The sequence below is a fragment of the Streptomyces sp. NBC_00459 genome (genome assembly GCF_036013955.1).
In the GTDB taxonomy this organism is placed as follows: Bacteria; Actinomycetota; Actinomycetes; order Streptomycetales; family Streptomycetaceae; genus Streptomyces.
Window position 1 is genome coordinate 1601012 of record NZ_CP107903.1, and the last position, 26437, is coordinate 1627448.

General features: G+C 69.2%; 24 protein-coding genes. 2 read left to right on the top strand and 22 right to left on the bottom strand.

What is annotated here, in order from left to right:
- Positions 1–215: 215 nt before the first annotated feature.
- The 18 genes from nusB to OHN74_RS06935 form a co-directional block, all read right to left on the bottom strand.
- On the bottom strand, positions 216–644 hold the full coding sequence (gene nusB, locus OHN74_RS06850; RefSeq protein ID WP_327693636.1) for a transcription antitermination factor NusB: 429 nt from the start codon (positions 642–644) through the stop codon (positions 216–218).
- Between the two features lie 2 nt (positions 645–646).
- Positions 647–1213 carry an elongation factor P gene (efp, locus tag OHN74_RS06855; protein ID WP_053744664.1) on the bottom strand — a complete coding sequence of 189 codons (567 nt, stop codon included), beginning with the start codon at positions 1211–1213 and terminating at the stop codon, positions 647–649.
- A gap of 59 nt (positions 1214–1272) precedes the next feature.
- Positions 1273–2382, bottom strand: a complete 1110-nt coding sequence (locus OHN74_RS06860; RefSeq protein WP_327693637.1) for an aminopeptidase P family protein — start codon at positions 2380–2382, stop codon at positions 1273–1275.
- A gap of 350 nt (positions 2383–2732) precedes the next feature.
- Complete coding sequence (locus OHN74_RS06865) at positions 2733–3638, bottom strand: Pro-rich N-terminal domain-containing protein (protein ID WP_327693638.1); 906 nt, start codon at positions 3636–3638, stop codon at positions 2733–2735.
- A gap of 165 nt (positions 3639–3803) precedes the next feature.
- Entirely contained in the window at positions 3804–4898 is a 1095-nt protein-coding gene (aroB, locus tag OHN74_RS06870) for a 3-dehydroquinate synthase (RefSeq protein WP_327693639.1), read from the bottom strand.
- Positions 4895–5377 carry a shikimate kinase gene (locus OHN74_RS06875; RefSeq protein ID WP_327700023.1) on the bottom strand — a complete coding sequence of 161 codons (483 nt, stop codon included), beginning with the start codon at positions 5375–5377 and terminating at the stop codon, positions 4895–4897. The genes aroB and OHN74_RS06875 overlap by 4 nt, the downstream gene beginning before the upstream one ends.
- 29 nt (positions 5378–5406) lie before the next feature.
- Entirely contained in the window at positions 5407–6591 is a 1185-nt protein-coding gene (gene aroC, locus OHN74_RS06880; protein WP_327693640.1) for a chorismate synthase, read from the bottom strand.
- A gap of 171 nt (positions 6592–6762) precedes the next feature.
- On the bottom strand, positions 6763–7602 hold the full coding sequence (locus OHN74_RS06885) for a shikimate dehydrogenase (protein WP_327693641.1): 840 nt from the start codon (positions 7600–7602) through the stop codon (positions 6763–6765).
- Positions 7583–9361: an endolytic transglycosylase MltG gene (gene mltG, locus OHN74_RS06890; protein WP_327693642.1), complete on the bottom strand. Its 1779-nt coding sequence runs from the start codon at positions 9359–9361 to the stop codon at positions 7583–7585. Before mltG ends, OHN74_RS06885 begins: the two co-directional genes overlap by 20 nt.
- A 125-nt stretch (positions 9362–9486) precedes the next feature.
- Complete coding sequence (ruvX, locus tag OHN74_RS06895) at positions 9487–9951, bottom strand: Holliday junction resolvase RuvX (RefSeq protein ID WP_327700024.1); 465 nt, start codon at positions 9949–9951, stop codon at positions 9487–9489.
- 17 nt (positions 9952–9968) lie between these two features.
- The gene (alaS, locus tag OHN74_RS06900) at positions 9969–12641 is read right to left on the bottom strand and encodes an alanine--tRNA ligase (protein WP_327693643.1); all 2673 of its coding nucleotides are present in this window, start codon (positions 12639–12641) and stop codon (positions 9969–9971) included.
- Positions 12641–13000, bottom strand: a complete 360-nt coding sequence (locus OHN74_RS06905; RefSeq protein ID WP_327693644.1) for a hypothetical protein — start codon at positions 12998–13000, stop codon at positions 12641–12643. The genes alaS and OHN74_RS06905 overlap by 1 nt, the downstream gene beginning before the upstream one ends.
- 8 nt (positions 13001–13008) lie before the next feature.
- Positions 13009–13455 (bottom strand): DUF948 domain-containing protein, encoded by a 447-nt coding sequence (locus OHN74_RS06910; protein WP_327693645.1) that lies wholly within the window; start codon positions 13453–13455, stop codon positions 13009–13011.
- A gap of 252 nt (positions 13456–13707) precedes the next feature.
- Entirely contained in the window at positions 13708–14322 is a 615-nt protein-coding gene (gene rpsD, locus OHN74_RS06915; protein ID WP_318318612.1) for a 30S ribosomal protein S4, read from the bottom strand.
- Positions 14323–14621: 299 nt separating this feature from the next.
- The gene (locus tag OHN74_RS06920) at positions 14622–15977 is read right to left on the bottom strand and encodes a replication-associated recombination protein A (RefSeq protein WP_327693646.1); all 1356 of its coding nucleotides are present in this window, start codon (positions 15975–15977) and stop codon (positions 14622–14624) included.
- A 43-nt stretch (positions 15978–16020) separates the two neighbouring features.
- Complete coding sequence (locus tag OHN74_RS06925) at positions 16021–16680, bottom strand: vitamin K epoxide reductase family protein (protein ID WP_327693647.1); 660 nt, start codon at positions 16678–16680, stop codon at positions 16021–16023.
- Positions 16681–17021: 341 nt separating this feature from the next.
- A complete protein-coding gene (gene hisS, locus OHN74_RS06930) occupies positions 17022–18284 on the bottom strand; it encodes a histidine--tRNA ligase (protein WP_327693648.1) in 1263 nt (420 codons plus the stop codon).
- A gap of 13 nt (positions 18285–18297) precedes the next feature.
- Positions 18298–19020 carry an MBL fold metallo-hydrolase gene (locus OHN74_RS06935; RefSeq protein ID WP_327700025.1) on the bottom strand — a complete coding sequence of 241 codons (723 nt, stop codon included), beginning with the start codon at positions 19018–19020 and terminating at the stop codon, positions 18298–18300.
- A 177-nt stretch (positions 19021–19197) separates the two neighbouring features.
- On the opposite strand from OHN74_RS06935, the gene OHN74_RS06940 reads away from it, so the two are divergent.
- Together OHN74_RS06940 and OHN74_RS06945 are read left to right on the top strand one after the other, a co-directional pair.
- Complete coding sequence (locus OHN74_RS06940) at positions 19198–20016, top strand: peptidylprolyl isomerase (protein WP_327693649.1); 819 nt, start codon at positions 19198–19200, stop codon at positions 20014–20016.
- A 134-nt stretch (positions 20017–20150) separates the two neighbouring features.
- Entirely contained in the window at positions 20151–21380 is a 1230-nt protein-coding gene (locus OHN74_RS06945) for a DUF349 domain-containing protein (protein ID WP_327693650.1), read from the top strand.
- A gap of 86 nt (positions 21381–21466) precedes the next feature.
- Here the strand turns inward: OHN74_RS06945 and OHN74_RS06950 are convergent, their stop codons facing one another.
- From OHN74_RS06950 to secF, 4 genes are all read right to left on the bottom strand, one after another.
- Positions 21467–23998: a RelA/SpoT family protein gene (locus tag OHN74_RS06950; RefSeq protein ID WP_327693651.1), complete on the bottom strand. Its 2532-nt coding sequence runs from the start codon at positions 23996–23998 to the stop codon at positions 21467–21469.
- A gap of 199 nt (positions 23999–24197) precedes the next feature.
- On the bottom strand, positions 24198–24485 hold the full coding sequence (locus OHN74_RS06955) for a hypothetical protein (protein ID WP_327693652.1): 288 nt from the start codon (positions 24483–24485) through the stop codon (positions 24198–24200).
- A 305-nt stretch (positions 24486–24790) separates the two neighbouring features.
- On the bottom strand, positions 24791–25330 hold the full coding sequence (locus tag OHN74_RS06960) for an adenine phosphoribosyltransferase (RefSeq protein WP_327693653.1): 540 nt from the start codon (positions 25328–25330) through the stop codon (positions 24791–24793).
- The gene (gene secF / locus OHN74_RS06965) at positions 25327–26436 is read right to left on the bottom strand and encodes a protein translocase subunit SecF (RefSeq protein WP_327693654.1); all 1110 of its coding nucleotides are present in this window, start codon (positions 26434–26436) and stop codon (positions 25327–25329) included. The genes OHN74_RS06960 and secF overlap by 4 nt, the downstream gene beginning before the upstream one ends.
- Position 26437: the final 1 nt, after the last annotated feature.

Genomic DNA, 26437 nt, shown 5'->3' on the forward strand with positions numbered 1-26437 from the left:
GGTGGCCGGAACCTATGGGTTCCGGCCACCCCGGCGGCGTTTTACGGGCCCGGAGGGCCCCAGGGGTACCGGCAGATGAACGCCGGAGGGCCCACAGCGTGTCGCTGTGGGCCCTCCGGCGAGGTCCGCGCCAAGGGGCGCGGGGAACTGCGCGACCAGCCACAGGCGGCCCGCAGATCACATACGACCGCAGTTCCCCGGCGTATCCAGCGGAGCTACTCGCGGCGCAGCGTGGACTTCAGGTCCTTGAACCGGCCCAGGAGCCCGTTGACGAACGAGGGCGACTCGTCCGTGGAGAACTCCTTCGCCAGCTGCACCATCTCGTCGAGGACGACGGCGTCCGGGGTCTCGTCGACCCAGATCAGCTCGTAGGCACCGAGGCGCAGGATGTTGCGGTCGACGACCGGCATCCTGTCGAGCGTCCAGCCGACCGAGTACTGCGAGATCAGCTCGTCGATGCGCTGCGCGTGCTGCGCGTAGCCCTCGACGAGCTCCATCGTGTACTCGCTGACCGGGGGCTGGCGGGTGTCGGCCCGGGAGAGCCGGATCCAGTCCCCGAGGACCGTCTGGACATCGGCTCCGCGCTGGTCGCCTTCGAAGAGGATCTGGAAGGCACGCTTGCGGGCCGTGTTGCGGGCAGCCACGGTTAGCTGTTCACCCGGCCGAGGTAGTCGCTCGTACGGGTGTCGACCTTGATCTTCTCACCGGTGGTGATGAAGAGCGGGACCTGGATCTGGTGGCCCGTCTCCAGCGTGGCCGGCTTGGTGCCGCCCGTGGAGCGGTCGCCCTGGACGCCCGGCTCGGTCTCCTGGACGACGAGCTCGACGGCGGCCGGCAGCTCGACGAAGAGCACCTCGCCCTCGTGCTGCGCGACCGTGGCGGTGAAGCCCTCGATCAGGAAGTTGGCGGCGTCGGCGACGGCCTTGCGGTCCACCATGAGCTGGTCGTACGTCTCCATGTCCATGAAGACGAAGTACTCGCCGTCCATGTAGGAGAACTGCATGTCGCGCTTGTCGACAGTGGCCGTCTCGACCTTGACGCCGGCGTTGAACGTCTTGTCGACGACCTTGCCGGAGAGCACGTTCTTGAGCTTGGTGCGCACGAAGGCAGGGCCCTTGCCGGGCTTGACGTGCTGGAACTCGACGACGGACCAGAGCTGGCCCCCGTCGAGCTTGAGCACCAGGCCGTTCTTGAGGTCGTTCGTGGAAGCCACGGTTGCGGAATCTCCTGGACTGACGTGGACGACCCCGGGGCAGACGCGACAGCTCGAAGCTAGAGCGCGAGCAGTTCCTTGGTCGTGATGGTGAGTAGCTCGGGTCCGCCGTCCGCCTCAGGGCGTACGACGAGCGTGTCATCGATCCGGACACCGCCCCGGCCCGGGAGGTGGACCCCCGGTTCGACGGTGACCGGCACGCAAGCGTCCAGTTTACCCATGGCTGCGGGGCCGAGCTGCGGGTCCTCGTCGATTTCGAGCCCGACACCGTGTCCGACGAGCTCCGGAAGGCGGTCCGCGTACCCCGCGGAGTCCAGTACCTGGCGGGCCGCGCGGTCCACGTCACGGTAGGCGGCGCCCGGTGCCAGGGCCTCGCGCCCAGCGCGCTGGGCTGCGAAGACGAGGTCGTAGAGCTCGATCTGCCAGTCGGCCGGCGAGGTCCCGATGACGAACGTGCGGCCGATCTCACAACGGTATCCGCGGTAGACGGCGCCGAGACAAACAGAGAGGAAGTCTCCTTCCTCCACACGCCGATCTGTGGGCCGATGCCCCCGGCGGCCGGAATGGGGCCCGGTGGCGACAGCGGTCGCGAAGGCGGGGCCGTCGGCGCCGTGATCGACGAGCCGCCGCTCCAGTTCCAGGGCGAGATGTCTCTCCGTACGCCCGACGAGAATGGACTCCAGCAGCTCGCCGAGCGCCTGGTCGGTGATCTCGGCGGCGATCCGCAGACAGGCGATCTCCTCCTCGTCCTTGACCAGGCGGAGCTGTTCGACGGCGCCACCGAGATCGGCGAGACGCAGCCGGGGCGCGACCGAGCCGATGGCGCGATGCCGGGCCACGGTCAGATGGTGCTCCTCGACGGCGAGCGACTCGGTCCCCTGGGCGGCGGCGAGATCGGCGGCTGCGACCGCCGGATCGCCGCCGGGCGCGGACAGCACGTGCACACGCAGGGCCTCGTCAGGACGGCTGCCCTCGGGGGGCCGGTCGTCCTCGGGCCCCGCACACACGAGCAGGTCCTCACGCTTTCCCAGCAGCAGGACGGCTCCCTGGGGAGCCGCGCCTGCGAGATACCGCACATTGGCGGCGCGGGAGACCAGCGCTCCCGCACTGCCGCCCGCGTGACACTGCTCCCGAAGCCGCGCTCTGCGCGCCGCGTACGCCTCTGACATGCCCCGAGCGTAGGAGCGCGGACGGCTTCCCGCCGGTCGGAGAGGGCCGAGTGGGCGGTGGCCGCAGACCTTCTCGCCCCCGCCGCCCCTACCCGTCCCGTCCTTCTGGGGCTCCGTCCCAGACCCCGCTCCTCAAACGCCGGAGAGGCCGGCATACCAGCCCGTCCGGCGTTTGAGGACGAGGCCGTTCAGGCCGAGGCGGGGGGCTGGGGGCGGCAGCCCCCAGGGACGGGACAGGTAGGGGCGGCGGGGGCGGGCCACTCGTTCGGCCCACCCGGACCCGCCTGGCACCGCTCAGTCCCCGACAGGCGCACGCCCGACGCAAGGCGTATCCTGACCCGCTTCCCGGACTACCACTTGGGCGGGCTGGCCAGCAGTCGCGTGAGGACGTCGTCCAGGACCCGGGCCGTCGCCGGTACGTCGAGTTGGGAGTTGTCGATGATCGGGAGGCCGGAGCCGTACCAGCCCGCCATCCGGCCGTGGATACGGGCGACCTCCTCGTCGGCGAGGCGGCGGTTGCCGGAGCGCTCGGCGTTGCGCTCCAGAACGATCTCCAGGCCGGGCAGCAGCACGACCGGCAACAGGCCCGGCCCGACATGCCGCTTCCAGCCGCCCAGGCCGACGACCGGGCGGTCGGGGAAGACCGCGTCGTCGAGGATGCACGAGATGCCGTTGGCCAGGAAGTTGCGCGCGGCGAAGCCGCAGGTGCGGCGGGCGAGACGGTACTGCGCCTCGGAATGGTCGTTCCACCCCGACTGCGGGTCGGCGAAGCCCGAGCGGACCCATTCGCGTACGTCGTCGAGGCTGATGTGCGCGGTGGGCACCCGGCGATGGTCCGCCCAGTACTTGGCGACGCTCGTCTTCCCGGCGCCGGCCGGGCCGATCAGCAGCACGGCGAGGGGCGCGGAGGCCGGGTCGACGGCGCCCGTGGCGGGCGGCGGGCCCGGCGCCGGGACGAAGTCGCCCTGCGGCAGCCGCATATGGCCGGTGGTGTCGGGCGTGGGCGGCACCGGGGCATGCTGAGGAACGGGCGCGTGCTGCGGTACGGGCGGATGCTGGGCCTGCTGACCCGGCCCCGAGGGGACTCCCCCGGTATAGAGCGGGGCCGGAGCCGGTGGCCGGGTCGGGGGTGCGGAACCCGGGTGCGCGCCCGGGTGTTGCTGCCCCGCGTGCGGGACTGCCGACGACCAGTCGGCGCCCGGTCCTTGCCCCGGCTGGTGGGGCGGCGGCAGCGGAGACCCCACTGCGTCCTGCATCCGGTGCCACTCCATCTCGTACAGGCGATTGGCGCTGGCCGGCGGGGCACGGACCCCGCTCGCCACCGAACGGTACCGTCCCGGGCCGCCGTTTGGTGAACGGCCCGGGACGGCCCGAAGTGCCCGTCGCCACAGGCAAATCGGGCCAAGCGCCCGAGGCGGGAGCTACTCCCCCACTTCGCCGTAGGCGGCGAGGAGGACCGCCGGGTCGGGTCCCTCCAGGACGGTCGGCTTGGCCAGTCCGTCCAGGACGATGAACCGCAGCAGGTTGCCCCGGGACTTCTTGTCGAGCTTCATCGTCTCCAGCAGCTTGGGCCACTGGTCGTAGCGGTAGTGCAGCGGCAGGCCCACGGACTCCAGGACCGTGCGGTGCCGGTCGGCCGTCGCGTCGTCCAACCGGCCCGCGAGACGGCCCAGTTCGGCCGCGAAGTGCATGCCGACAGAGACAGCCGCGCCGTGCCGCCACTGGTAGCGCTCGTTCTTCTCGATGGCGTGCGCGAGCGTGTGCCCGTAGTTGAGGATCTCGCGCAGGCCCGACTCCTTCAGGTCCGAGGAGACGACCTCCGCCTTCACCTTGATCGACCGCTCGATCAGCTCGGCGGTGTGCGGCCCTGCCGGGCTGCGGGCGGCCTGCGGGTCGGACTCGATCAGGTCCAGGATCACCGGGTCGGCGATGAAACCGGCCTTGATGATCTCCGCGAGCCCGGACACGTAGTCGTTGACCGGCAGCGAGTCCAGCGCCGCCAGGTCGCAGAGCACACCGGCGGGCGGGTGGAAGGAGCCGACGAGGTTCTTGCCCTCGGCGGTGTTGATGCCGGTCTTGCCGCCGACGGCCGCGTCCACCATCGCCAGCACCGTCGTCGGGATCGCGATCCAGCGCACCCCGCGCAGCCAGGTAGCGGCCACGAATCCGGCCAGGTCGGTGGTCGCCCCGCCGCCGACGCCGACGATGACGTCGGTACGGGTGAAGTTGGACTGACCGAGCGCCTTCCAGCAGTAGGCGGCCACCTCCGCGGTCTTGGCCTCCTCCGCGTTCGGCACCTGGATGGCGACCGTCTCGAAGCCCTGGCCCGCGAGGTCGGCGCGCAGCGCCTCACCCGTCTCCGCGAGCGCCTCGGGGTGGATCACCGCGACCCGCTTCGTCCTGGTCCCGATCAGCCCGCCCAGCTCCTCCAGGAGCCGGCGGCCGATCAGGACCTCGTACGGGTCGCTGCCCGCCGTGCCGCCGACCTGGATCCGCGTCACTGCCTCGCTGCTCATGCTGACTTCAACTCCAGTGCGTCCAGGACGGCTTGGGTTACTTCTTCGGGCGTACGGCCGTCGGTGGCGACGACCGCGTCGGCGACCTCCGTGTACAAGTGGCGGCGGGCCTCCATCAGTTCCCGCCACTGCCGGCGCGGGTTGACCGCCAGCAGGGGGCGGGCCGCGTTCAGGCCGGTGCGCTGGACCGCTTCCTCGACGTCCATCGACAGGTAGACGACCCGGTGCCCGGCCAGCAGCTCGCGGGTGTCCTGGTCGAGGATCGAGCCGCCGCCGAGGGCGAGGACGCCGTCGTGCTCGGCCAGCGCCCGCCCGACCGCCTGCTTCTCGACGGCCCGGAAGGCCGGCTCGCCCTCGTCGACGAAGATGTCGGCGATCGTGCGGCCCTGCTCGGCGACGATGTCGTCGTCGGTGTCCCGGTACGAGCAGCCGAGCCGCTCGGCCAGCAGCCGCCCGACGGTGGACTTGCCCACGCCCATCGGCCCGACCAGCACAATCTGCACCGCGCTCACCGGACGATCAGGTGTTCGAGGTACGACTCCACATTGCGGCGCGTCTCGGGCACGCTGTCGCCGCCGAACTTCTCCACCACCGCGTCGGCCAGGACGAGGGCCACCATCGCCTCGGCGACGATGCCGGCCGCCGGGACCGCACACACGTCGGAACGCTGGTGGTGGGCCTGCGTGGCCTCACCGGTGACCACGTCGACGGTCTGCAGGGCGCGCGGCACGGTCGCGATCGGCTTCATCGCCGCCCGTACGCGCAGCAGCTCGCCCGTGGACAGTCCGCCCTCGGTGCCACCGGAACGGCCGGTCGCGCGCCGGATGCCGTCGTCGGTGGGGACAATCTCGTCGTGCGCCTTCGAGCCCGGCACGCGTGCGAGGTCGAAGCCGTCGCCGACCTCTACGCCCTTGATGGCCTGGATGCCCATCAGCGCGCCGGCCAGCCGCGCGTCGAGGCGCCGGTCCCAGTGCACGTGCGAGCCCAGACCCACGGGCACGCCGTACGCCAGCACCTCCACCACACCACCGAGGGTGTCGCCGTCCTTGTGGGCCTGGTCGATCTCCGCGACCATCGCCTTCGACGCGTCCGCGTCCAGGCAGCGCACCGGGTCGGCGTCCAGCTTCTCGACGTCGGAGGGCTTGGGGTAGACGCCGTAGGGGGCCTTCGCCGCCGCCAGTTCGACGACGTGCGAGACGATCTCGATCCCGGCCGCCGCCTTCAGGAACGACCGGGCCACCGCGCCCAGCGCCACCCGGGCCGCCGTCTCGCGCGCGGAGGCACGCTCCAGGATCGGACGGGCCTCGTCGAAGCCGTACTTCTGCATGCCGGCGAGGTCTGCGTGGCCGGGACGGGGGCGGGTCAGCGGGGCGTTGCGGGCGAGCCCGGCCAGGATCTCCGGATCAACCGGGTCGGCCGCCATCACCTGCTCCCACTTCGGCCACTCGGTGTTGCCGACCATCACCGCGATGGGCGAGCCCATCGACAGACCGTGCCGCACGCCGCCGAGGAAGGTGATCTCGTCCTGCTCGAACTTCATCCGGGCACCGCGCCCATAGCCGAGCCGCCGCCTCGCCAGGTGGTCCGCCACCAGCTCCGTGGTGATCGGCACGCCGGCGGGAAGACCCTCCAACGTCGCGACAAGAGCGGGACCGTGGGACTCCCCCGCGGTCAACCAGCGCAACCTGCTCAACGGTGCTCCTCATACTCGCGCCCTGGGACTGCCCTGCGTACGCGCGTCCTCGCGTACGGCGACGGCGTGACCCGGGTGCGCGGCCCTGGCCCGCCACCCCGATCCTCCCACGTCCGGGCCGAATGGCTGATCGGCGGTCCAGCAAGCGGACGCGGAGCGGAATCGCTTGGGTCAGCGGTCTGCCAGCGCCTTCTCGCCCGCCCTGCGCATGGCGCCCAGCGGGCCGGGGACGAGCCCGGTCATCTGTTCCACCTGAAGCACCGCCTGGTGCACCAGCAGGTCGAGCCCGCTCACGACCGCCCCGCCGTACGCCGACCAGCGGGCCGCCAGATCGGTCGGCCAGGGGTGGTAGAGCACGTCGAAGAGGGTCGCGGGCCGTTCCGGGACCGCATGGGACAGCGCGTCCGTGGCTCCGGCCGGGGTGGTGGCGATCACCAGCGGGGCGTGCAGCGCGAGGGCCGCGTCCGCCCAGTCCGCCGTACGGACCTCGACGTCGAGGCGCTCGCCCCACTGCCGCATCTCGGCGGCCCGGGCCTCGCTGCGGACGTACACGACGACCTCGCCCGTACAGATCCGGGCGAGCGCTGCGAGCGCGGAGGAGGCGGTGGCGCCCGCGCCGAGGATCGCGGCGGAGTCGACCTGTTCGATGCCGTGCTCGCGCAGGGCGCCGACGATCCCGGGGATGTCGGTGTTGTCGCCGACGCACCGCCCGTCCGCGCCGAACACGACGGTGTTGACGGCCTCGACCGACGCGGCAGTCTCGCTGACCTCGTCGAGCAGCGGGATGACCGCCCGCTTCAGCGGCATGGTCAGCGACAATCCCGCCCACTCGGCCCCGAGCCCTGCCAGGAACTCCGGCAGTCCCGCCTCGTCGACCTCGAAGCGGTCGTACGTCCAGTCCGCGAGTCCCAGTTCCTCGTACGCGGCGCGGTGCAGCACCGGGGAGAGGGAATGGGCGATGGGGGAACCGAGCACCGCTGCCCGGCGGGCGTCAGCTGCCCGTTCTCGCATCGAACTTGTCCTTGAGCTTGAGGAATGCATCGTGTGTCTTGGCGAATTCGGTCGTCTTCACACCGTCGGTGGCCACGAAGTAGTACCAGCCGTCGTCGGTCGGATTCAGCGTCGCCTTGATCGCCACTTCACCCGGGTTTCCGATCGGTCCGGGCGGCAGACCCTTGTTGGTATACGTGTTGTACGGGTCCTTGTTGCTGTTGATCTCCGACTCGCTGATGTCGATATTGCTCTCGTTCTTGGCGTAGTTGAAGGTCGAGTCGAACTGCAGGGCGCCGTAGGTCTCGGGGTTCGCGAGATTGAGACGGTTGTAGACGACCTCCGCCATCTTGCGGTAGTCGTCACTGGTCTTACCCTCGGCCTGGACGAGACTCGCGACCGTGATGACCTGCAACGGGCTGTCGAGGTCGAGCGCCTTGGCCTTGGCCTCGAGATCGAGCGCGTCGTACTTGGCGGCGGCCGTCGTGACCATTTCCTTCAGGACATCCGCAGGTTTCATGCCCTTGGCGGCAGGATAGGTGGTCGGGTAAAGGAAACCTTCCAGCGGGTCCTTGATTTCCTTGTTGTCATTCGCCCAATCCGGCAGACCCAGGGTCTTGTAATCCTTTTTGGCAACCTTCTGGGTGGTACCGGAGGAAAGTCCGAGCTGTTTGTCGATCGCCTCGTAGACCTGCACGTTGCGCTGCCCCGGCTTGACGATCAGATTGTTCTGACTCTTCGGGTCGAGCATCATCGTGACGGCACTCTTGGCGGACATCTCCTTGTTCAGGACATAGACGCCGGCCTGGATCGTCTTTCCCTTGGGATTATCCGACTGGGCGGCCACAAAGGCGTCGACACTCTTGACGACACCTTTCTCCTTCAGCACCTGGGCGATTTCGTAGCCGCCCGCGCCCTTGGGGATCTCGACGGTGACCGTCGCACTCGTGCCGTCGCCCGCGAAGTCGGGAGCGGGGCCGAAACGATTTTGGTAGAACTGGTACCCGAAATACCCGATTCCGGCGATGCCGCCGCCGAACACCAGGACGACCACCAGGCAGGCGGTTCCACTGCGGCCCTTCTTGGTCTTGCCGCCCTTCCCGCTCTTGCCGGCCTTGTCGCCGTCCCTGCCCTTCCGGTCACCGCGGCCCCGGCGCCCCTCTGTCTCGCCCTCGGGCTCGTCCTCATCGTCACCGTCCGCGAAGAAGGCGTGCTCGCCCTGGTCGGGTCCCGGGTCCCAGCCCGTCTGCGGTTCCGGCTCACGCTCGGGCTCCGGCTCGGCTCGGCGCCTGGCGGGCGGCTCCGGCGGCGGGTACGCGTCGGGGGTGCCGTAGTAGTCGGGCTGCTGGCCGCCGTACGCGGCGGCCTGCTGGGCGTACGGGTCCGTGGGGTCGGCGGCGTACGGAACCTGCCCCTGCTGACCGGCGTCCCAGCCACCGTTCGCGTACTGCTGCTGGCCCTGCTGATCGACGTACTGCTGCGGGTGGGCCTGCTCGCCGTACTGCTGCGGGTACTGCTGATGCTGAGGCTGCGACGGGTACTGCTGCGGGTACTGCTGGTTCGGGTACTGCTGCTGCGCCTGACCGTAGGCGGCCTGCTGACCGTCGTTCCAGTCGCCGTACTGCTGCTGTTGCGACTGCTGCTGCGGGTAGTGCTGCGGCTGGCCGCCGTAGGAGGACTGGTCGGCCTGGGCCTGCTGCCCTTCCCATCCGACGTCCCCGTACAACGGGTCCTCCGGATGCCACGGTTCGGAGCCTGGGCCCCGGCCATACTCAGTCATCGATCCCCTAGAGCCGCGAGGCGGCCGATCACGCGGCCCCCACATCGCCGCTACCGTTCCGCCTCTTACTGTGCGGCTACTGTTCGAACAGAGCCACAATCGCGCGGAACGTTACCGTATCGCGATCAGATGACCACTTCGACGCCCTCGCCGGGTGCTTTACCTGACACTCGTTCGGATTCCAGGGCCTGTTGCAGGATGATCACGGCTGCGGCCTGGTCAATGACCGATCTGCCCTTTTTCGATTTCACGCCCGAGGCGCGCAGTCCCTGACTGGCCGTCACCGTCGTCATGCGCTCGTCAACCAGCCGCACCGGGATCGGCGCGATCAGGCCGGCCAGCTGCTGGGCGAAGCCGCGTACCTTCACGGCGGCGGGGCCCTCGCTCCCCTTGAGGGAGCGAGGGAGGCCGACGACGACCTCGATGGGTTCGTACTCGTCGATGAGTTGCTTCAACCGGCGCTGAGCTGCGGGAACGTCCCGGCCCGGGACCGTCTCCACCGGAGTGGCGAGGATCCCGTCGGGGTCGCACGAGGCGACCCCGATCCGGGCGTCCCCGACGTCGATCGCGAGTCGACGGCCGCGTCGCATGGCGTTGTCTTCGCCGCTCACTTGGCCGTTTCCGCCACAAGGCGCTCGACGGCGTCGACGGCCTCGCCGATGGCGGCCGGGTTCTGGCCACCGCCCTGGGCGACGTCCGGCTTGCCGCCACCGCCGCCACCGAGGGTCTTGGCGGCCGTACGAACCAGGTCGCCCGCCTTGAGACCGCGCTCGCGGGCGGCCTCGTTGGTGGCGATGACCGTCAGCGGCTTGCCGTTGGCGGTGGTGAAGAGGGCGACGACAGCGGCCCGACCGCCCTGGATGCGGCCCCGCACGTCGAGGACCAGCTTGCGCAGGTCGTCGGCGCTCGTGCCGTCCGGCACCTGACCGGTGACCAGGGCGACCCCGTTGACGTCCTTGGCGCCCTGGGCCAGCCCGGCAGCGGCCTGGAGGACCTTCTCGGCGCGGAACTTCTCGATCTCCTTCTCGGCGTCCTTCAGCTTGCCGAGCATGGCGGAGACCTTCTCCGGAAGCTCCTCCGGGCGGCCCTTGACCAGCTCCTGGAGCTGGGCGACGACCGTGTGCTCCCGGGCCAGGAAGTTGTAGGCGTCCACGCCCACCAGGGCCTCGATACGCCGTACACCCGAACCGATGGACGACTCACCGAGCAGCTTGACCAGGCCGAGCTGGGCGGTGTTGTGGACGTGGGTGCCGCCGCACAGCTCCTTGGAGAAGTCGCCGATCGTCACGACGCGCACACGCTCGCCGTACTTCTCGCCGAACTCGGCGATGGCGCCCTGCTTCTTGGCCTCGTCGAGGCTGAGGATCTCGGCGTGCACGTCCAGGTCGCGGGCGAGCACCTCGTTGATCTGCTGCTCGACGTCGGTCATCACGGCCGTCGGTACGGCGGACGGCGAACCGAAGTCGAAGCGGAAGCGGCCGGGCTGGTTCTCGGAACCGGCCTGGGCGGCCGTCGGGCCGAGGGCGTCGCGCAGGGCCTGGTGGGTGAGGTGGGTGGCCGAGTGGGCGCGGGCGATGGCCTTGCGGCGGCGCACGTCGATGGCGGCCTGGGCCTTGGCGCCGACGGTCACCTCGCCGACCTGGACGACGCCCTTGTGGACGTACACGCCGGGCACCGGCTTCTGGCAGTCGCGGATCTCGATGACGGCACCGGTGTCGATCCTGATCCGGCCGGTGTCACCGATCTGGCCGCCGCCCTCGGCGTAGAACGGGGTGCGGTCGAGGACGATCTCGACCTCGTCGCCCTCGGTGGCGGCCGGGGAGGAGACACCGTCGACGAGGATGCCGACGACCGTCGACTCGCCCTCGGTGCGGTCGTACCCGACGAACTCGGTCTCACCGGCGGCGTCGGCGATCTCACGGTAGGCGCCCATGTCGGCGTGCCCGGTCTTCTTGGCCTTGGCGTCGGCCTTGGCGCGGTCCCGCTGCTCCTTCATCAGGCGCCGGAAGCCGTCCTCGTCCACGGAAAGGCCCTGTTCGGCGGCCATTTCGAGGGTGAGGTCGATCGGGAAGCCCCAGGTGTCGTGGAGCAGGAAGGCCTTGTCGCCCGAGAGGACCTGGCCGCCGGCGGCCTTGGTCTCCGTGACGGCGGTGTCGAGGATGTTGGTGCCGCCCTTGAGGGCCTTGAGGAAGGCGGCCTCCTCGGCGAGGGCCACGGTCTCGATGCGCTTGCGGTCGGTGATGAGCTCCGGGTACTGCTGGCCCATCGTCTTGATGACGACGTCGACGAGGTCGGCGACGACCGGCCCGGAGGCGCCCATCAGGCGCATGTTGCGGATGGCGCGTCGCATGATGCGGCGCAGCACGTAGCCGCGCCCCTCGTTGCCGGGCGTGACACCGTCACCGATGAGCATGACGGACGTACGGATGTGGTCGGCCACCACGCGCATGGAGACGTCGGTGTCGTGCTTCTCGCCGTAGCGCACACCGGTCAGCTCGGTGGCCTTGTCCATGACGACGCGCAGGGTGTCGGTCTCGTACATGTTCTGCACGCCCTGCAGGATCATGGCGAGTCGTTCGAGGCCGAGACCGGTGTCGATGTTCTGCGACGGCAGGTCGCCGAGGATCGGGAAGTCCTCCTTGCCGTCGCCGGCCCCGCGCTCGTACTGCATGAAGACCAGGTTCCAGATCTCCACGTACCGCTCGTCGTTGACGGCCGGGCCGCCCTCGACACCGAACTCGGGGCCGCGGTCGTAGTTGATCTCGGAGCAGGGTCCGCACGGGCCCGGGACGCCCATGGACCAGAAGTTGTCCTTCTTGCCCAGGCGCTGGATGCGCTCGGCCGGTACGCCGATCTGCTCGCGCCAGATCTGCTCGGCCTCGTCGTCGTCGAGGTAGACGGTGATCCAGAGCTTCTCGGGCTCAAGGCCGTAGCCACCGTCCGCGACGGAGTTGGTGAGCAGGTCCCAGGCGTACTTGATGGCTCCTTCCTTGAAGTAGTCCCCGAAGGAGAAGTTGCCGCACATCTGGAAGAACGTGCCGTGCCGGGTGGTCTTGCCGACCTCTTCGATGTCGGGTGTACGCACGCACTTCTGCACGCTGGTGGCGCGCGGGGCGGGCGGCTTCGTCTCACCGAGGAAGTACGGCTTGAAGGGGACCATGCCCGCGTTGACCAGGAGAAGAGTCGGGTCGTCCGCGATGAGCGACGCCGAAGGGACAACGGTGTGACCGCGCTCCTCGAAGAAGCTCAGCCAGCGGCGACGAATTTCAGCCGACTCCATCAGTGGTCCTCATTCCGGTTGTACGAGCGCTTGTTGTCCAGCATCCCGTAGTGCTTCTCGTCGTGCTTCTGGTTTTCCGGCCCGCGGTCGAGGGCGGCGAGCCGCCGCTGCGCGGGCAGGCCGCGGCCCGGGGGTTCGGCGATCCCGAGGGCCTCGCCCAGCTCGGCCTCGCGCTGGAGCATCCCGGCCCGTACGTCGAGGGCGAAGTCCTTGACCCGGTGCCCGGCCTCGATCGCCTTGTTGGCGGCCTGCGCGGCGAGATGCTCGGGGGTCAGCTGGCGGATCTTGCGGTTGACCTTGGTCGTGGCCCACACACCGGCCGCGGCGCCCGCGGTGAACCAGAACGTACGGCGGAACATGGTGGGGTTCAGCCCTTCTGCCTGCGGCGCTTTTGGCCCTTCGGGGCCGGTACGGTGCGGCCGACGATGACGGTGCGCCGGGCCCGCTGCGGCTCGGGCGCCTCGTCGGCCCTGGTACGGCTCATCGCCTGGCGTACGCCGTAGCCGAACGCGGCAACCTTGACGAGGGGGCCGCCGAAGGTGGAGGCGACGGTGGTGGACAGCGCCGACGCGTTGGAGGTGACCTCCTGGACGTCGGTGGCGATGGCGTCGACCCGGTCGATCTGCGTCTGTGCGGAGCGCACGGCCTGGGAGGCGTCGGCCAGCAGCGGCACCGCCTGATCCGTCACCTCCGCGACCAGCTTGGTGGTCGCCCTGAGCGTCTGGGACAGCCTCACCAGCGCCACGGCGAGGAAGGAGACCAGGATCGCCCAGAACACGGCCACCAGGATCCCGGCAACCTCTCCACCGGTCACACCGCACCGCTCTCTGTGCTCGTAGATCGACTGTGTTCTGGGGGTACTTCACTCGGGTTGTGAAAACTTCGAAAGTCGCCCCGACCCTATCGCGCCGGAGGTGGCTCTCCGTACCCGGACGGGGGCTGCCGGGACGGCGGTTGCACGAGGGCGAGGTCGTACGCGAAAGCCCGCCGATCCCCCGCCGGTGAGGGCGGGGAAACGACGGGCCAAAGCGTTAAGCCGGTGATGCCTGGTGCTGCGACCGCTGGATCAGCGGGCGTAGTACTCGACGACGAGCTGCTCGTCGCAGATCACCGGGATCTCCTTGCGGTTCGGCTCGCGGTCCAGGCGGAACGCCAGGGCGCCGAGGTTCACCTGCAGGTAGCGCGGGGTCTCGCCGTCGGGGGCGAAGCCACCGGCGCGGGAGACCTCGAACAGCGTCTTGCTGCGGCTGCGCTCGCGGACCATCACGACGTCGTCGGGACGGACACGGAACGACGGCTTGTCGACCTTCTGACCGTTGACCTCGATGTGGCCGTGGACGACCATCTGGCGGGCCTGGTAGATCGTGCGGGCGATGCCCGAACGCAGAACCAGGGCGTCGAGACGACGCTCCAGCTCGATGACCAGGGCCTCACCGGTCTTGCCCTGCGTCTTGGCGGCACGCTCGTAGGCGCGGACGAGCTGACGCTCGGACACGTCGTACTGCGCGCGCAGACGCTGCTTCTCCAGCAGACGGACCTTGTAGTCCGAGTTCTGCTTGCGGCCACGACCGTGCTCACCCGGCGGGTAGGGACGGGCCTCGAAGTACTTGACGGCCTTCGGGGTCAGCGCGATGCCGAGGGCACGCGACTTCTTGACCTTGGGGCGGGGCTGGTTAGCCACTTCTTTTCCTTTTCCTTTTCGGCTGCCTCAGGGTTACGGGAGGTCGCATCCGCAGCCGGGGATTCCCGGCAGGTCCACGAGGGACTCGCCAGGCAGCCGTTCCCCTGTGCTGGGCACATACGTGCAGCACACGAACGGCCCACCGACCGTTCCCGGAAGCCGGGTGGTGGTGGGCTGCCCGCGACACCTACGAAGGTGCGCGACGCTCCTGGATCAGAAGATCCGGCTGATCGTCCCGCCTGAGGCGCCGACCGAAGCCGGACACGGGACGCAGCACTGCGCAGGATTCTACAGCGTGCTCAGGACCTCTTACGACCAAGGTGTTTCCTGGTCCACTCGACCGCGTCCGCGTACCTGGCCTCGGCGCCATGCCGGGTCGGTTCGTAGTACCGCCGGTCCTTCAGCTCTTCCGGGGCGTACTGCTGCTCGGCGATTCCTTCCGGCAGGTCGTGCGGGTACACGTAGCCCTGCGCGTGGCCGAGCTTGGCGGCGCCCTTGTAGTGCCCGTCGCGCAGGTGCATCGGCACGGGTCCCGCATGGCCCTTTCTTACGTCCTCCATGGCGGCGCCGATCGCCGTCGTCGCGGCGTTGGACTTGGGGGCCAGGGCGAGGGCGATGGTGACGTGGCTGAGGGTGAGGGCGGCCTCCGGGAAGCCGATCATGGCGACGGCCTGCGCGGCGGCGACGGCTATCGGCAGGGCGTTCGGATCGGCGAGGCCGATGTCCTCGCTGGCGGAGATCATCAGGCGGCGGGCGATGAAGCGGGGGTCCTCGCCCGCTTCGATCATGCGGGCGAGGTAGTGCAGGGCCGCATCGACGTCGGAGCCCCGGATGGACTTGATGAGGGCGCTGGCCACGTCGTAGTGCTGGTCGCCGTCACGGTCGTACTTCACGGCCGCCCGGTCGACGGTCTCCTCCAGGGTCTGGAGGGTGATGTCCGCGTCGCCCTTGTCGAGCGCGGCTCCGGCGGCGGCCTCCAGGGCGGTCAGGGCCCGGCGGGCGTCTCCGCCGGCGATCCGCAGCAGGTGCTTCTCGGCGTCGTCGGGCAGCGTGACGGCGCTCTTGAGTCCACGCTCGTCGGCGACCGCGCGGCGCAGCAGGGCACGCAGGTCGTCGTCGGTGAGGGGTTCGAGGGTGAGGAGGAGGGAGCGGGAGAGAAGGGGCGAGATGACGGAGAAGTACGGGTTCTCGGTGGTCGCCGCGATCAGGGTCACCCAGCGGTTCTCGACGGCGGGGAGCAGGGAGTCCTGCTGGGCCTTGCTGAAGCGGTGGATCTCGTCGAGGAAGAGGACGGTCTCCTTGCCGAAGCCACCGGTGGCGCGGCGGGCCCCGTCGATGACCGCGCGCACCTCCTTGACCCCCGCGGTGATCGCCGACAGCTCCACGAAGCGCTTGTCGGTGGCCTTCGACACGACGTACGCAAGAGTGGTCTTGCCGGTGCCGGGCGGGCCCCAGAGGATCACTGACGACGGCCCGGCCGGCCCGCCCTCGCTCTCTCCGACGAGTCTGCGCAGCGGCGAGCCCGGTTTCAGCAGATGCTGCTGGCCCACGACCTCGTCGAGGACGCGCGGGCGCATCCGCACGGCCAGGGGGCTTCCGGAAGGGTCCTTCTCCTGGCGTGCTTCTGCTGCGGCGGTGAAAAGGTCGGGCTCCACGGCAAAACCCTATGTCACGCCACTGACAGTGGGACCGGCGCTGTCAGCTGGTCCAGAACTCCCACCAGCGGGTCAGGATCAGCATCCCGATGATGCCGATGTGCAGGACCGGCACGACCCAGGTGAACTCGCCGAAGAAGCTCCTGAGCCAGTTCGGCGCGGGGATGAAGCCGTTCCTGACGTTGAACGAGGTCACGTACCAGAACATGATGATCGTCGCGACCCAGGCCAGGGAGCACCACAGGCACAGCGCGTTGATCCGGTACAGGGACTGGAACTGCAGCCAGGTGCAGAATCCGACGCCGAAGAGGGTGCCGGCGTTGAAGGTGAGCCAGTACCAGCGCGGGAAGCGGGCCCGGCCCAGGAGGCTCATGCCGACGCAGATGACGATGCCGTAGGCGACGAGGCCGAGCATCGGGTTCGGGAACCCGAAGGCGGCGGCCTGCTTGCTCTCCATCACGCTGCCGCAGGACACCACGGGGTTGAGGCTGCAGCCGGGTGTGAACGTCGTACCCGCGACCTTGGCTTCCAGCAGCTTGAACTTGTCGATCGTGATGACCCACGCCGCCAGCAGACCGGCCGCGCCGGTGAGCAACAGCATCACGGCGAACGCACGGCTGCCGCCCACGGAGCGCGAGGCCTCGGTGGGGGGCTCGGGCCGCTCGGTGGAGACGCCGTCCTTCATCACTGTCGTCTTGGTCATCACGCCGTTCCGTTGCTTCGAGAGGGGGGCTGGCGGGCACGGTCATTGTGCCGCACGCGGGCGCGTGTCCACCGTTCGGTGGACATAAGGAGGCACTCCCGCACCGGAACCACCCGCCAGGACGAACCGACGTCGCCCGGGTTGACGCCACTCGAACCGACCTGCTTTTCCCCCCCGCCCACACCCGTTCCCGTCCTCAAACGCCGGACGGGCTGGCCAGTCAGCCCGTCCGGCGTTTGAGGACGGGCGCGTTCAGCGCGAAGGAGGGTCTGGGGGCGCAGCCCCCAGGAACGGGATGGGGCGGGTAGGGGCGGCGGGGGCGAAACAAACCCCCAGCCACCTCAGCCGAGCCTCGACTCCAGTTCCGCCACGATCTCGTTCACGCCGACCGCCGTCTGCTCCCCGGACTCCATGTCCTTCAGCTGGACCACACCCTCCGCGAGGTCCCGCTCACCGGCGACGATCGTGTACCGCGCCCCACTCCGGTTCGCGTTCTTCATCGCCCCCTTCAAGCCCTTCGCCCCGTACGAGAAGTCCGCCGCGACCCCCACCCTGCGCAGCTCCGTGACCTTCGCGAACAGCACCCGGCGAGCCTCCTCCCCCAGCGGCACCGCGAACACGCTTGTCGCGGACGGGAGTTCGAGCTCGACGCCCTCCGCCTCAAGCGCCAGCACCGTACGGTCGACGCCGAGCGCCCAGCCCACCGACGGCAGCGCGGGACCGCCGAGCATCTCGGACAGGCCGTCGTAGCGACCGCCGCCGCCCACCGCGGACTGCGAGCCGAGTCCGTCGTGGACGAACTCGAAGGTCGTACGGGTGTAGTAGTCGAGGCCGCGGACCAGCTTCGGGTCGTCCTCGAAGGCGACGCCCGCCTCGGTGATCAGCTCGCGGACCTCCTCGTGGTACGCCTTGCAGGCGTCGCAGAGGTAGTCCCGCAGAAGCGGCGCCCCCACCAGCTGCTTCTGGACGTCGTCCCGCTTGTCGTCCAGTACCCGCAGCGGGTTGATGTCGGCCCGGCGCAGCGTCTCCTCGTCCAGGTCGAGGCCCCGGAGGAAGTCCTGCAGTGCGGCCCGGTAGACCGGACGGCACTCCTTGTCGCCCAGCGAGTTCAGCAGGATGCGGAAGTTCCGCAGGCCCAGCGTCCGGTACGCCTGGTCCGCCAGGATGATCAGCTCGGCGTCGAGCGCCGGGTCCTCCGCGCCGATCGCCTCCGCGCCCACCTGCGAGAAGTGGCGGTAGCGGCCCTTCTGGGGGCGCTCGTAGCGGTAGTACGAGCCCGAGTACCAGAGCTTGACGGGGAGGTTGCCCAGCTTGTGGAGGTTGGCCTCCAGGGCCGCGCGCAGGACCGACGCCGTGCCCTCGGGGCGCAGGGCCAGCCTGTCGCCGCCCTTGGTCTCGAAGGCGTACATCTCCTTCGTCACGATGTCCGTCGACTCACCGACGCCCCGGGCGAACAACTCGACGTTCTCGAAGCCGGGCGTCTCGATGTAGCCGTAGCCGGAGTTGCGCAGCGGGGCCGCGATGGCTTCCCGTACCGCCAGGAACTTCGCGCTCTCCGGCGGGATCAGGTCGTACGTGCCCTTGGGGGCCTTGAAGGTGCTCACGGGAGGTCTCTCGTCACATTCCTCGTCGGTGAGGGGGGTTCGATCCCTCGCCGCGATCTTGAAGGCCGGCCGCCACCTGCCGCAGATACGGGTTGGTGGCGCGCTCCTGGCCGATGGTCGTCTGGGCGCCGTGGCCGGACAGCACCACGGTCGAGTCGTCGAGCGGCAGGCACACGCGGGCCAGCGAGTCGAGCATCTCGGCCATGTCACCGCCGGGCAGGTCGGTGCGTCCGATGGAGCCGGCGAAGAGCAGGTCGCCCGAGAAGAACACGGACGGGATGTCCGTGTTCTCCGGCATCCTGAACGTCACCGACCCCTTGGTATGGCCCGGCGCGTGCGCCACGCTCAGCTCCAGTCCCGCCAGTTCCAGCCGCGCGCCGTCCGTGAGCTCCTTGACGTCGTCCGGTTCCCCGATGGTCAGCTCGCCCAGCAGCGGCATGCCGATGGAACGACCGAGCGCCTTCTCGGGGTCGCTCATCATGTAGCGGTCGTCGGGGTGGATCCACGCCGGGACACCGTGCGCGCCGCACACCGGCACGACCGAGGCCACATGGTCGAGGTGACCATGGGTGAGGACGACCGCGACGGGCTTGAGCCGATGCTTCTTCAGCGTCTCCTCGACTCCCTCGGTGGCCTGATGGCCCGGGTCGATGATCACGCACTCCTCGCCGGCGGCGGGGGCGACGAGATAACAGTTCGTCCCCCAGGCACCGGCCGGGAACCCGGCAATGAGCACGATCGTCCTTCGATTTGTCACGTACGTGGTCGTACGGGGCGGTGGCAGTGCCCCAGAGCCTACCGGCGCTGCCGTTTCCTCAGCGAACCCATATACGGTACGGGGCACACGCAGGCGATCGGCACACAAGACGCAAGCGTCCCAGTGGACGTACGAGACGCATGAGGAGAGAACCCGGTGGTCACCCAGGAGCAGCGGCGGCGTCAGCTCGCCCGGGAGAAGTTCTTGCGGCAGCAGCAGCGGCGTACGGCCGCGCGGCGCAAGGCGAACGTGCGCAACTCGGTGATCGGGTCGGTCCTCGGCGTGATCCTCGTGGGCAGTGTGGTGTCGTACGCGACCGGGGTCTTCAAGAACGACGACAGCAAGGCGAACGCGAGCGCGGAGGTCACCCCGAGCGCATCGCCCAGCAAGGCCCCGGACCCCTGCGAGAAGCCGGCCGCGGGGAAGGTGAAGTCGCTGAGCTGGAAGAAGGAGCCGGCGATGACCATCGACAAGTCGGCGAAGTACGAGATGAAGCTCGCCACGACCTGCGGCGACATCGACATCGCGCTGAAGACGTCCGCGGCCCCGCACACGGTGAACTCGTTCGACTTCCTGGCGAGCGAGGGCTACCTCGATCACACCAAGTGCCACCGCCTCACCACGAACGGCATCTACGTGCTGCAGTGCGGTGACCCGAAGGGCACCGGTATGGGCGGCCCCGGCTACACCATTCCGGACGAGAACCTGAAGGACAAATCCCTCAAGAACAACACCTACCCGGCGGGCACGATCGCCATGGCCAACACCGGCCAGGCGCACACCGGCGGCAGCCAGTTCTTCCTGGTCTACCAGGACAGCCAGCTTCCGCCCAGCTACACACCGTTCGGCACGATTTCCGCGTCGGGCATGAAGGTGCTGAAGAAGATCGCCGCGGCCGGTGAGGCCACGGGACAGGGCGACGGCGCACCGAATGCGACCGTTGTGATCAACAAAGCGACCGTAACGAAATCCTGACCGCCAACTGCGAAACTTCGGTCGCGCGGGATGCGGACAGCATCCCTGCCGGTCGCCTATGTTGGCCGTGACGAAACTGTGGACGATGCCCGGGGGTGCAGAGCCCTCCGCAGGCATCATGTGGAGGAGGCGCTGTGAGCAGCGACCCGTGGGGCCGCGTCGACGAGACGGGGACCGTGTACGTGCGTACTGCCGACGGTGAGCAGGTCGTCGGTTCCTGGCAGGCCGGCTCCCCCGAGGAGGCGTTGGCCTACTTCGAGCGCAAGTACGAGGGCCTGGTTGTCGAGATCGGCCTCCTCGAAAAGCGAGTCAAGACCACCGACCTGTCCGCGAAGGACGCCCAGGTGGCGATCGACCACATCCGCGAACAGGTGGACGCCCACCACGCGGTCGGTGATCTGGCCACGCTGAAGGTCCGGCTGGACAAGCTCGTCGAGACCGTCGAGACCCGCCGCGAGGAGCGCAAGCAGCAGCGGGCCAAGCAGTCCGACGAGGCACGGCACGCCAAGGAGGCGCTGGTCGTCGAGGCGGAGGAGCTGGCGCAGTCCGACCAGTGGCGGTCCGCCGGTGAGCGGCTGCGTGCGCTGGTGGACACCTGGAAGGGGCTGCCGCGGCTCGACCGGAAGTCGGACGACGAGCTGTGGCACCGCTTCTCGCACGCCCGCTCGGCGTTCTCCAAGCGCCGCAAGGCGCACTTCGCGTCCCTGGACGCGCAGCGCGAGGACGCCCGCAAGGCCAAGGAGAAGCTGGTCGCCGAGGCCGAGGCACTGTCGGCGTCGACCGACTGGGGTCCGACGGCGGCGCGCTACCGCGAGCTGATGACGGACTGGAAGGCCGCGGGCCGCGCCCAGCGCGAGCACGAGGACGACCTGTGGAACCGCTTCCGCGGCGCCCAGGACGTGTTCTTCGCGGCGCGCAGCTCGGTCTTCGCCGAGCGGGACGCGGAGCAGACCGAGAACCTCAAGCTCAAGGAGGAGCTGGCCGAGGAGGCCGAGAAGCTCCTGCCGATCACGGATCTCAAGGCGGCGCGAGCCACTTTCCGTTCGATCAACGAGCGCTGGGAGGCCATCGGCCATGTCCCGCGCGACGCGCGGCCGAAGGTCGAGGGCCGGATGCACACGGTCGAGCGGGCTCTTCAGGAGTCCGAGGAGACCGAGTGGCGCCGGACGAACCCGGAGGCACGCGCGCGTGCCGAGGGTCTGACCGGTCAGCTCCAGGCCGCCGTGGACAAGCTCGGGGGGCAGATCGAGGCCGCCAGGGCGCAGGGCAACAACGCCAGGGCCGACAAGCTCCAGAAGGAGCTCGACGGCCGTCAGGCACTGCTGGACCAGGCGCTCAAGGGCCTGCAGGAGTTCGGCGGCTAGGTTCTTTCGCCGGCTTTCCCGCACGCTGTTGCGCAGAGGGGCTCCCGTACATCTCGTACGGGAGCCCCTCTGCGTACCGCCTGTGGTTACGGCCTGCGGGCCGAGGTCACCCGGTACACGTCGTACACGCCCTCGACGCCCCTGACAGCCTTCAGGACGTGTCCCAGGTGCTTGGGGTCGCCCATCTCGAAGGTGAAGCGGGACGTGGCCACCCGGTCCCTCGACGTCTGGACTGCCGCCGACAGGATGTTGACGTGCTGGTCGGACAGGACTCGGGTGACGTCCGAGAGGAGGCGGGAGCGGTCCAGTGCCTCGACCTGGATGGCGACCAGGAAGACCGAGGACTGGGTGGGCGCCCACTCAACCTCGAGAATCCGCTCGGGCTCCCGGTTCAGTGACTCGATGTTCACGCAGTCGTTGCGGTGAACCGATACGCCGCTACCGCGCGTGACGAATCCGATGATGGGGTCGCCGGGTACGGGCGTACAGCAGCGGGCGAGCTTCACCCAGACGTCGTCGACGCCCTTGACCACCACACCCGGGTCGTTGTTGCTGCGGCGCTTGCGGCTGCGGGCGGGCGGGACGGACTCATCGATCTCCTCGGTGGCCGCCTCCTCGCCGCCGAGCGCCTGCACGAGCTTCTGCACGACGTTCTGCGCGGCCACATGGCCCTCGCCGATCGCCGCGTACAGGGACGAGATGTCGGGGTAGCGCATCTCGTGGGCGAGGGTGACGAGGGAGTCGCCGGTGAGGATGCGCTGGATCGGCAGGTTCTGTTTCCGCATCGCGCGCGCGATGGCGTCCTTGCCCTGTTCGATCGCCTCGTCGCGGCGCTCCTTGGAGAACCAGGCGCGGATCTTGTTGCGGGCACGCGGCGACTTGACGAACCCGAGCCAGTCGCGGGACGGCCCCGCGCCGGCCGCCTTGGAGGTGAACACCTCCACCAGGTCGCCGTTGTCGAGGGTGGATTCGAGCGGTACGAGGCGGCCGTTGACCCGTGCCCCTATGGTCCGGTGGCCGACCTCGGTGTGCACCGCGTACGAGAAGTCGACCGGGGTCGCACCCGCCGGAAGCGCTATCACGTCGCCCTTGGGCGTGAAGACGAAGACCTCGTTGCGGGACAGGTCGAAGCGCAGGGACTCCAGGAACTCGCTGGGGTCCTCGGTCTCCTTCTGCCAGTCCAGCAGCTGCCGCAGCCAGGCCATGTCGTTGAGGTGGTCGTCCTTGCCGGTGGTTCTCGGCTGGTCCGAGCGCACCTTGGAGGCTCCGGCGACAGCCTCCTGCTTGTACTTCCAGTGGGCGGCGATGCCGTACTCGGCCCGGCGGTGCATGTCGAACGTACGGATCTGGAGTTCGACGGGCTTGCCGTTGGGCCCGATGACCGTCGTGTGCAGCGACTGGTACATGTTGAACTTGGGCATCGCGATGTAGTCCTTGAACCGGCCGGGGACCGGGTTCCAGCGCGCGTGCACGGTGCCGAGAGCGGCGTAACAGTCGCGGACCGTGTCGACAAGTACACGAATACCCACGAGGTCGTAGATCTCCGCGAAGTCCCGGCCTCGGACGATCATCTTCTGGTAGACGCTGTAGTAGTGCTTCGGGCGGCCGGTGACGGTGGCCTTGATGCGAGCCGCGCGCAGATCGCTCTGCACCTCGTCGGTCACTATGGCCAGGTACTCGTCACGCTTCGGTGCCCTCTCGGCCACCAGCCGGACGATCTCGTCGTACATCTTGGGGTAGAGGATCGCGAAGGCGAGGTCCTCCAGCTCCCACTTGATGGTGTTCATGCCCAGGCGATGGGCGAGCGGCGCGTAGATCTCCAGCGTCTCGCGCGCCTTCTTCTCCTGCTTCTCGCGCTTGAGGTACCGCATGGTGCGCATGTTGTGCAGCCGGTCGGCGAGCTTGATGACCAGGACGCGCGGGTCCTTGGCCATGGCGACGACCATCTTGCGCACGGTCTCGGCCTGCGCGGCCTCGCCGAACTTGACCTTGTCCAGCTTGGTGACGCCGTCCACGAGGAGCGCGACGGAGTCGCCGAAGTCGCGGCGGAGCTGGTCGAGGCCGTACTCGGTGTCCTCGACGGTGTCGTGCAGCAGGCCCGCCATCAGCGTCGCCGGGTCCATGCCCAGTTCGGCGAGGATCGTGGTGACGGCCAGCGGGTGGGTGATGTACGGGTCGCCGCTCTTGCGCTTCTGGCCGCGGTGCCAGCGCTCGGCGACCTGGTAGGCGTTCTCGATCTGGCGGAGCGTCGCCGTCTCGATCTTCGGGTCGTTGCTGCGCACCGCGCGCAGCAGCGGTTCGAGGACCGGGTTGTACGGGTTCGAGCGCTGTACGCCGAGCCGGGCCAGCCGGGCGCGTACGCGGTTGGGGGAGCCGGAGCGGGCGGGCTGGCCGGAGGCCGCCGGGCGGACCGCGGGCGCCGGGGCCGGGGTGGGAGCGGGCTCGGGCGTGACGACCGGCTTGGGGCGCGAGGGCTCCGGTGCCCGGTCCACGGGGGCGGACTGGGCGTGCTCGACCGGCCCGTGCGCGTCGTCGTTCGCCGTCCGCGCGGGCGTTGCCGCAGGCTCCGAGCCGGGCTCGGGCTTGGCGGCGGTCAGGGGCTGGGCCTCGTCTGCCAAGAGGACTCCTCGTGCGCGATCCGGGTCCCCCGGTCAGGCTCCGGAGCCCCCATGGTAGCGATCCCGTGCTCCGGCATCGCGTCCAGGCCGCTGAGACGGCCTCCTACTGGAGAAACACGAGAGGCGGGCACCGGATTCCTCCGGATGCCCGCCTCCACCGGCCGACTGGTCAAGCCGAACGGTGGACCGACCCGATGCTTCAGGCAGAGCCGGTGGAGCTGTTGCAGAAACGCGGGGTGCCGTTGGCGCCGTCGCGCAGGCAGATCTTGAGGGTGACCTTCGTGCCCTCGGGCAGGTTGACCACCCGCGAGGCGCACGGGCTGCTGTCGCTGCCGCCGTTGGCGTCGTCCATCCGCTCGCTGCCGCCGCTCCAGGTCAGCGTCCCGGAAGCACGCAGACCGTCCTCCTGCCAGTCACACACGTCCCAGCGGTCGCCGTCAGCGGTCCACTGCGCGTATCCGCCGGGGTTGTCGTCTGTGGTCTGCACAAAGGTGTTCGCAGCGAATGCCGGAGTGACGGCAAACGCGACAGCTCCCACCGCCAGACCACAAACCATGCCAACCCGCTTAGCAAAAGCCTTCACTGTTCCCCCTGTAAGGCCTTTTCGCCGAAGATCTTCCGGCAATCCCTGGATTAGATCATGCTCATGATCAGCGAGCAAGGGGGCGTGGATCACCGAATTGGTACGGGAAACCCGGTCGGCTTTGCCTTCGGGACGGTGCGAACCCGCCTCACGCCGAAGGGCGGACACCGCGTCACCGCGGCATCCGCCCTTGTCGTACGGCCGATTGCTCAGATATGGAGCATGGATTCCAGCGGGGCTCCGGAGAGGGCCGGCTCCAGACGGGCACGACCGTTCAGAAAGCCAAGTTCCATCAGGACGGCGATGCCCGCGACCTCGGCACCGGCCCGCCGGATCAGCTGCATCGACGCCTCTGCGGTACCGCCGGTGGCTAGCACGTCGTCGACGATCAGGATCCGGTCCCCGGTGCTGAGGTCCTCGGCGTGCACCTCGATCTCGGCGGAGCCGTACTCCAGGTCGTACGCCTGGCTGAGCGTGGCTCCGGGGAGCTTGCCCGCCTTGCGTACGGGGATGAAGCCCAGGCCGGCCCGGACCGCGACCGGGGCGCCCAGGATAAAGCCGCGGGCCTCCAGGCCGACGATCTTCGTGGCACCGCTGCGGACGGCGATGTCCGCCAGCGCGTCCGTGAGCGCGGTGAACGCCTCGGGGTCCGCCAGGAGCGGGGTGATGTCCTTGAACATCACACCCGGCTCCGGGTAGTCCGCCACATCGCGGATACGGCTGAGCAGCAGCTCCTTGACCGCGGTCATCGGCGCTTGCCCGAGGGCCGACCGCGACCCCGGTTGCGGGAGGCCGGCTGGTTGCGCGGACCGACGACCGCGGGGGCGTCGTCGTCCTCGTCGTACGGCTGCTCATCGCTGACCCGGGACGCAGGGGCTTCGCCCTGGGCGGCCTGCGCCCGCTTGGCCAGGACGCGCTTCCTGAGGGCCTTCATCTGCGGCTCGCGCTCCTTGAGGTCGGCGACGAGCGGCGTGGCGATGAAGATGGAGGAGTACGCACCGGCCGCGAGGCCGACGAACAGCGACAGCGAGATGTCGTTGAGCATGCCCGCCCCGAGCACCCCGCCACCGATGAACAGCAGGCCGGCGACCGGGAGGAGCGCGACCACCGTGGTGTTGATGGAGCGGACCAGGGTGCCGTTGATCGACCGGTCGGCGATCTCGCTGTACGTCCAGCGGGTCTGCTTGGTGATGTCCTTCGTCTGCTCCTTGAGGCTGTCGAAGACGACGACCGTGTCGTAGAGCGAGTAACCGAGGATCGTGAGCAGACCGATCACCGTGCCTGGCGTCACCTCGAAGCCGACGAGGGCGTAGATGCCGACCGTGATGGTGATGTCGTGGATGAGCGCCACCAGCGCGGCCAGGGCCATGCGCCACTCGAAGGCGATCGCCAGATAGATCACGACAAGGATCATGAAGATCACCAGGCCCTGCCAGGCCTTGTTCGCGACCTGGTCGCCCCAACTGGGGCCGACCAGCTCACCGGTGATGTCCTTCTCCGGAATGCCGAGGTCGGTGGCGAGCTTCGCCGAGACCTTGTCCGCCGCCGCCGTGTCGATAGTGGCGACCTGGATGCGCAGGCCGTCCTTGCCGAGCTTCTGGACGATCGCGTCATGACCGGATGCCGCTTCGGCGTACTTCTCGGCCTGACTCACCGAGACGCTGGTCTTCTCGATGGTGAAGACGGCACCGCCCTCGAACTCGATGCCCATGTTCAGGCCGCGCACCGACAGGCCGAGGATGGCCGTGATGGTGATCAGGATCGAGAGGCCGTACCAGATGAATCGCTTGCCGACGAAGTCGTAGCCGATCTCGCCGCGGTGGAGCCGGGCGCCGAGGGTGCCGAGTTTCGACATC

Excerpts from the sequence above, each read along its gene's own strand:
- OHN74_RS06860 (WP_327693637.1), bottom strand. The coding sequence starts at position 2,382 with ATGTCAGAGGCGTACGCGGCGCGCAGAGCGCGGCTTCGGGAGCAGTGT.
- OHN74_RS06865 (WP_327693638.1), bottom strand. The coding sequence starts at position 3,638 with ATGCAGGACGCAGTGGGGTCTCCGCTGCCGCCGCCCCACCAGCCGGGG.
- aroB (WP_327693639.1), bottom strand. The coding sequence starts at position 4,898 with ATGAGCAGCGAGGCAGTGACGCGGATCCAGGTCGGCGGCACGGCGGGC.
- OHN74_RS06875 (WP_327700023.1), bottom strand. The coding sequence starts at position 5,377 with ATGGGCGTGGGCAAGTCCACCGTCGGGCGGCTGCTGGCCGAGCGGCTC.
- OHN74_RS06885 (WP_327693641.1), bottom strand. The coding sequence starts at position 7,602 with ATGCGAGAACGGGCAGCTGACGCCCGCCGGGCAGCGGTGCTCGGTTCC.
- mltG (WP_327693642.1), bottom strand. The coding sequence starts at position 9,361 with ATGACTGAGTATGGCCGGGGCCCAGGCTCCGAACCGTGGCATCCGGAG.
- ruvX (WP_327700024.1), bottom strand. The coding sequence starts at position 9,951 with ATGCGACGCGGCCGTCGACTCGCGATCGACGTCGGGGACGCCCGGATC.
- alaS (WP_327693643.1), bottom strand. The coding sequence starts at position 12,641 with ATGGAGTCGGCTGAAATTCGTCGCCGCTGGCTGAGCTTCTTCGAGGAG.
- OHN74_RS06905 (WP_327693644.1), bottom strand. The coding sequence starts at position 13,000 with ATGTTCCGCCGTACGTTCTGGTTCACCGCGGGCGCCGCGGCCGGTGTG.
- OHN74_RS06925 (WP_327693647.1), bottom strand. The coding sequence starts at position 16,680 with ATGACCAAGACGACAGTGATGAAGGACGGCGTCTCCACCGAGCGGCCC.
- OHN74_RS06960 (WP_327693653.1), bottom strand. The coding sequence starts at position 25,330 with ATGACCGCGGTCAAGGAGCTGCTGCTCAGCCGTATCCGCGATGTGGCG.
- secF (WP_327693654.1), bottom strand. The coding sequence starts at position 26,436 with ATGTCGAAACTCGGCACCCTCGGCGCCCGGCTCCACCGCGGCGAGATC.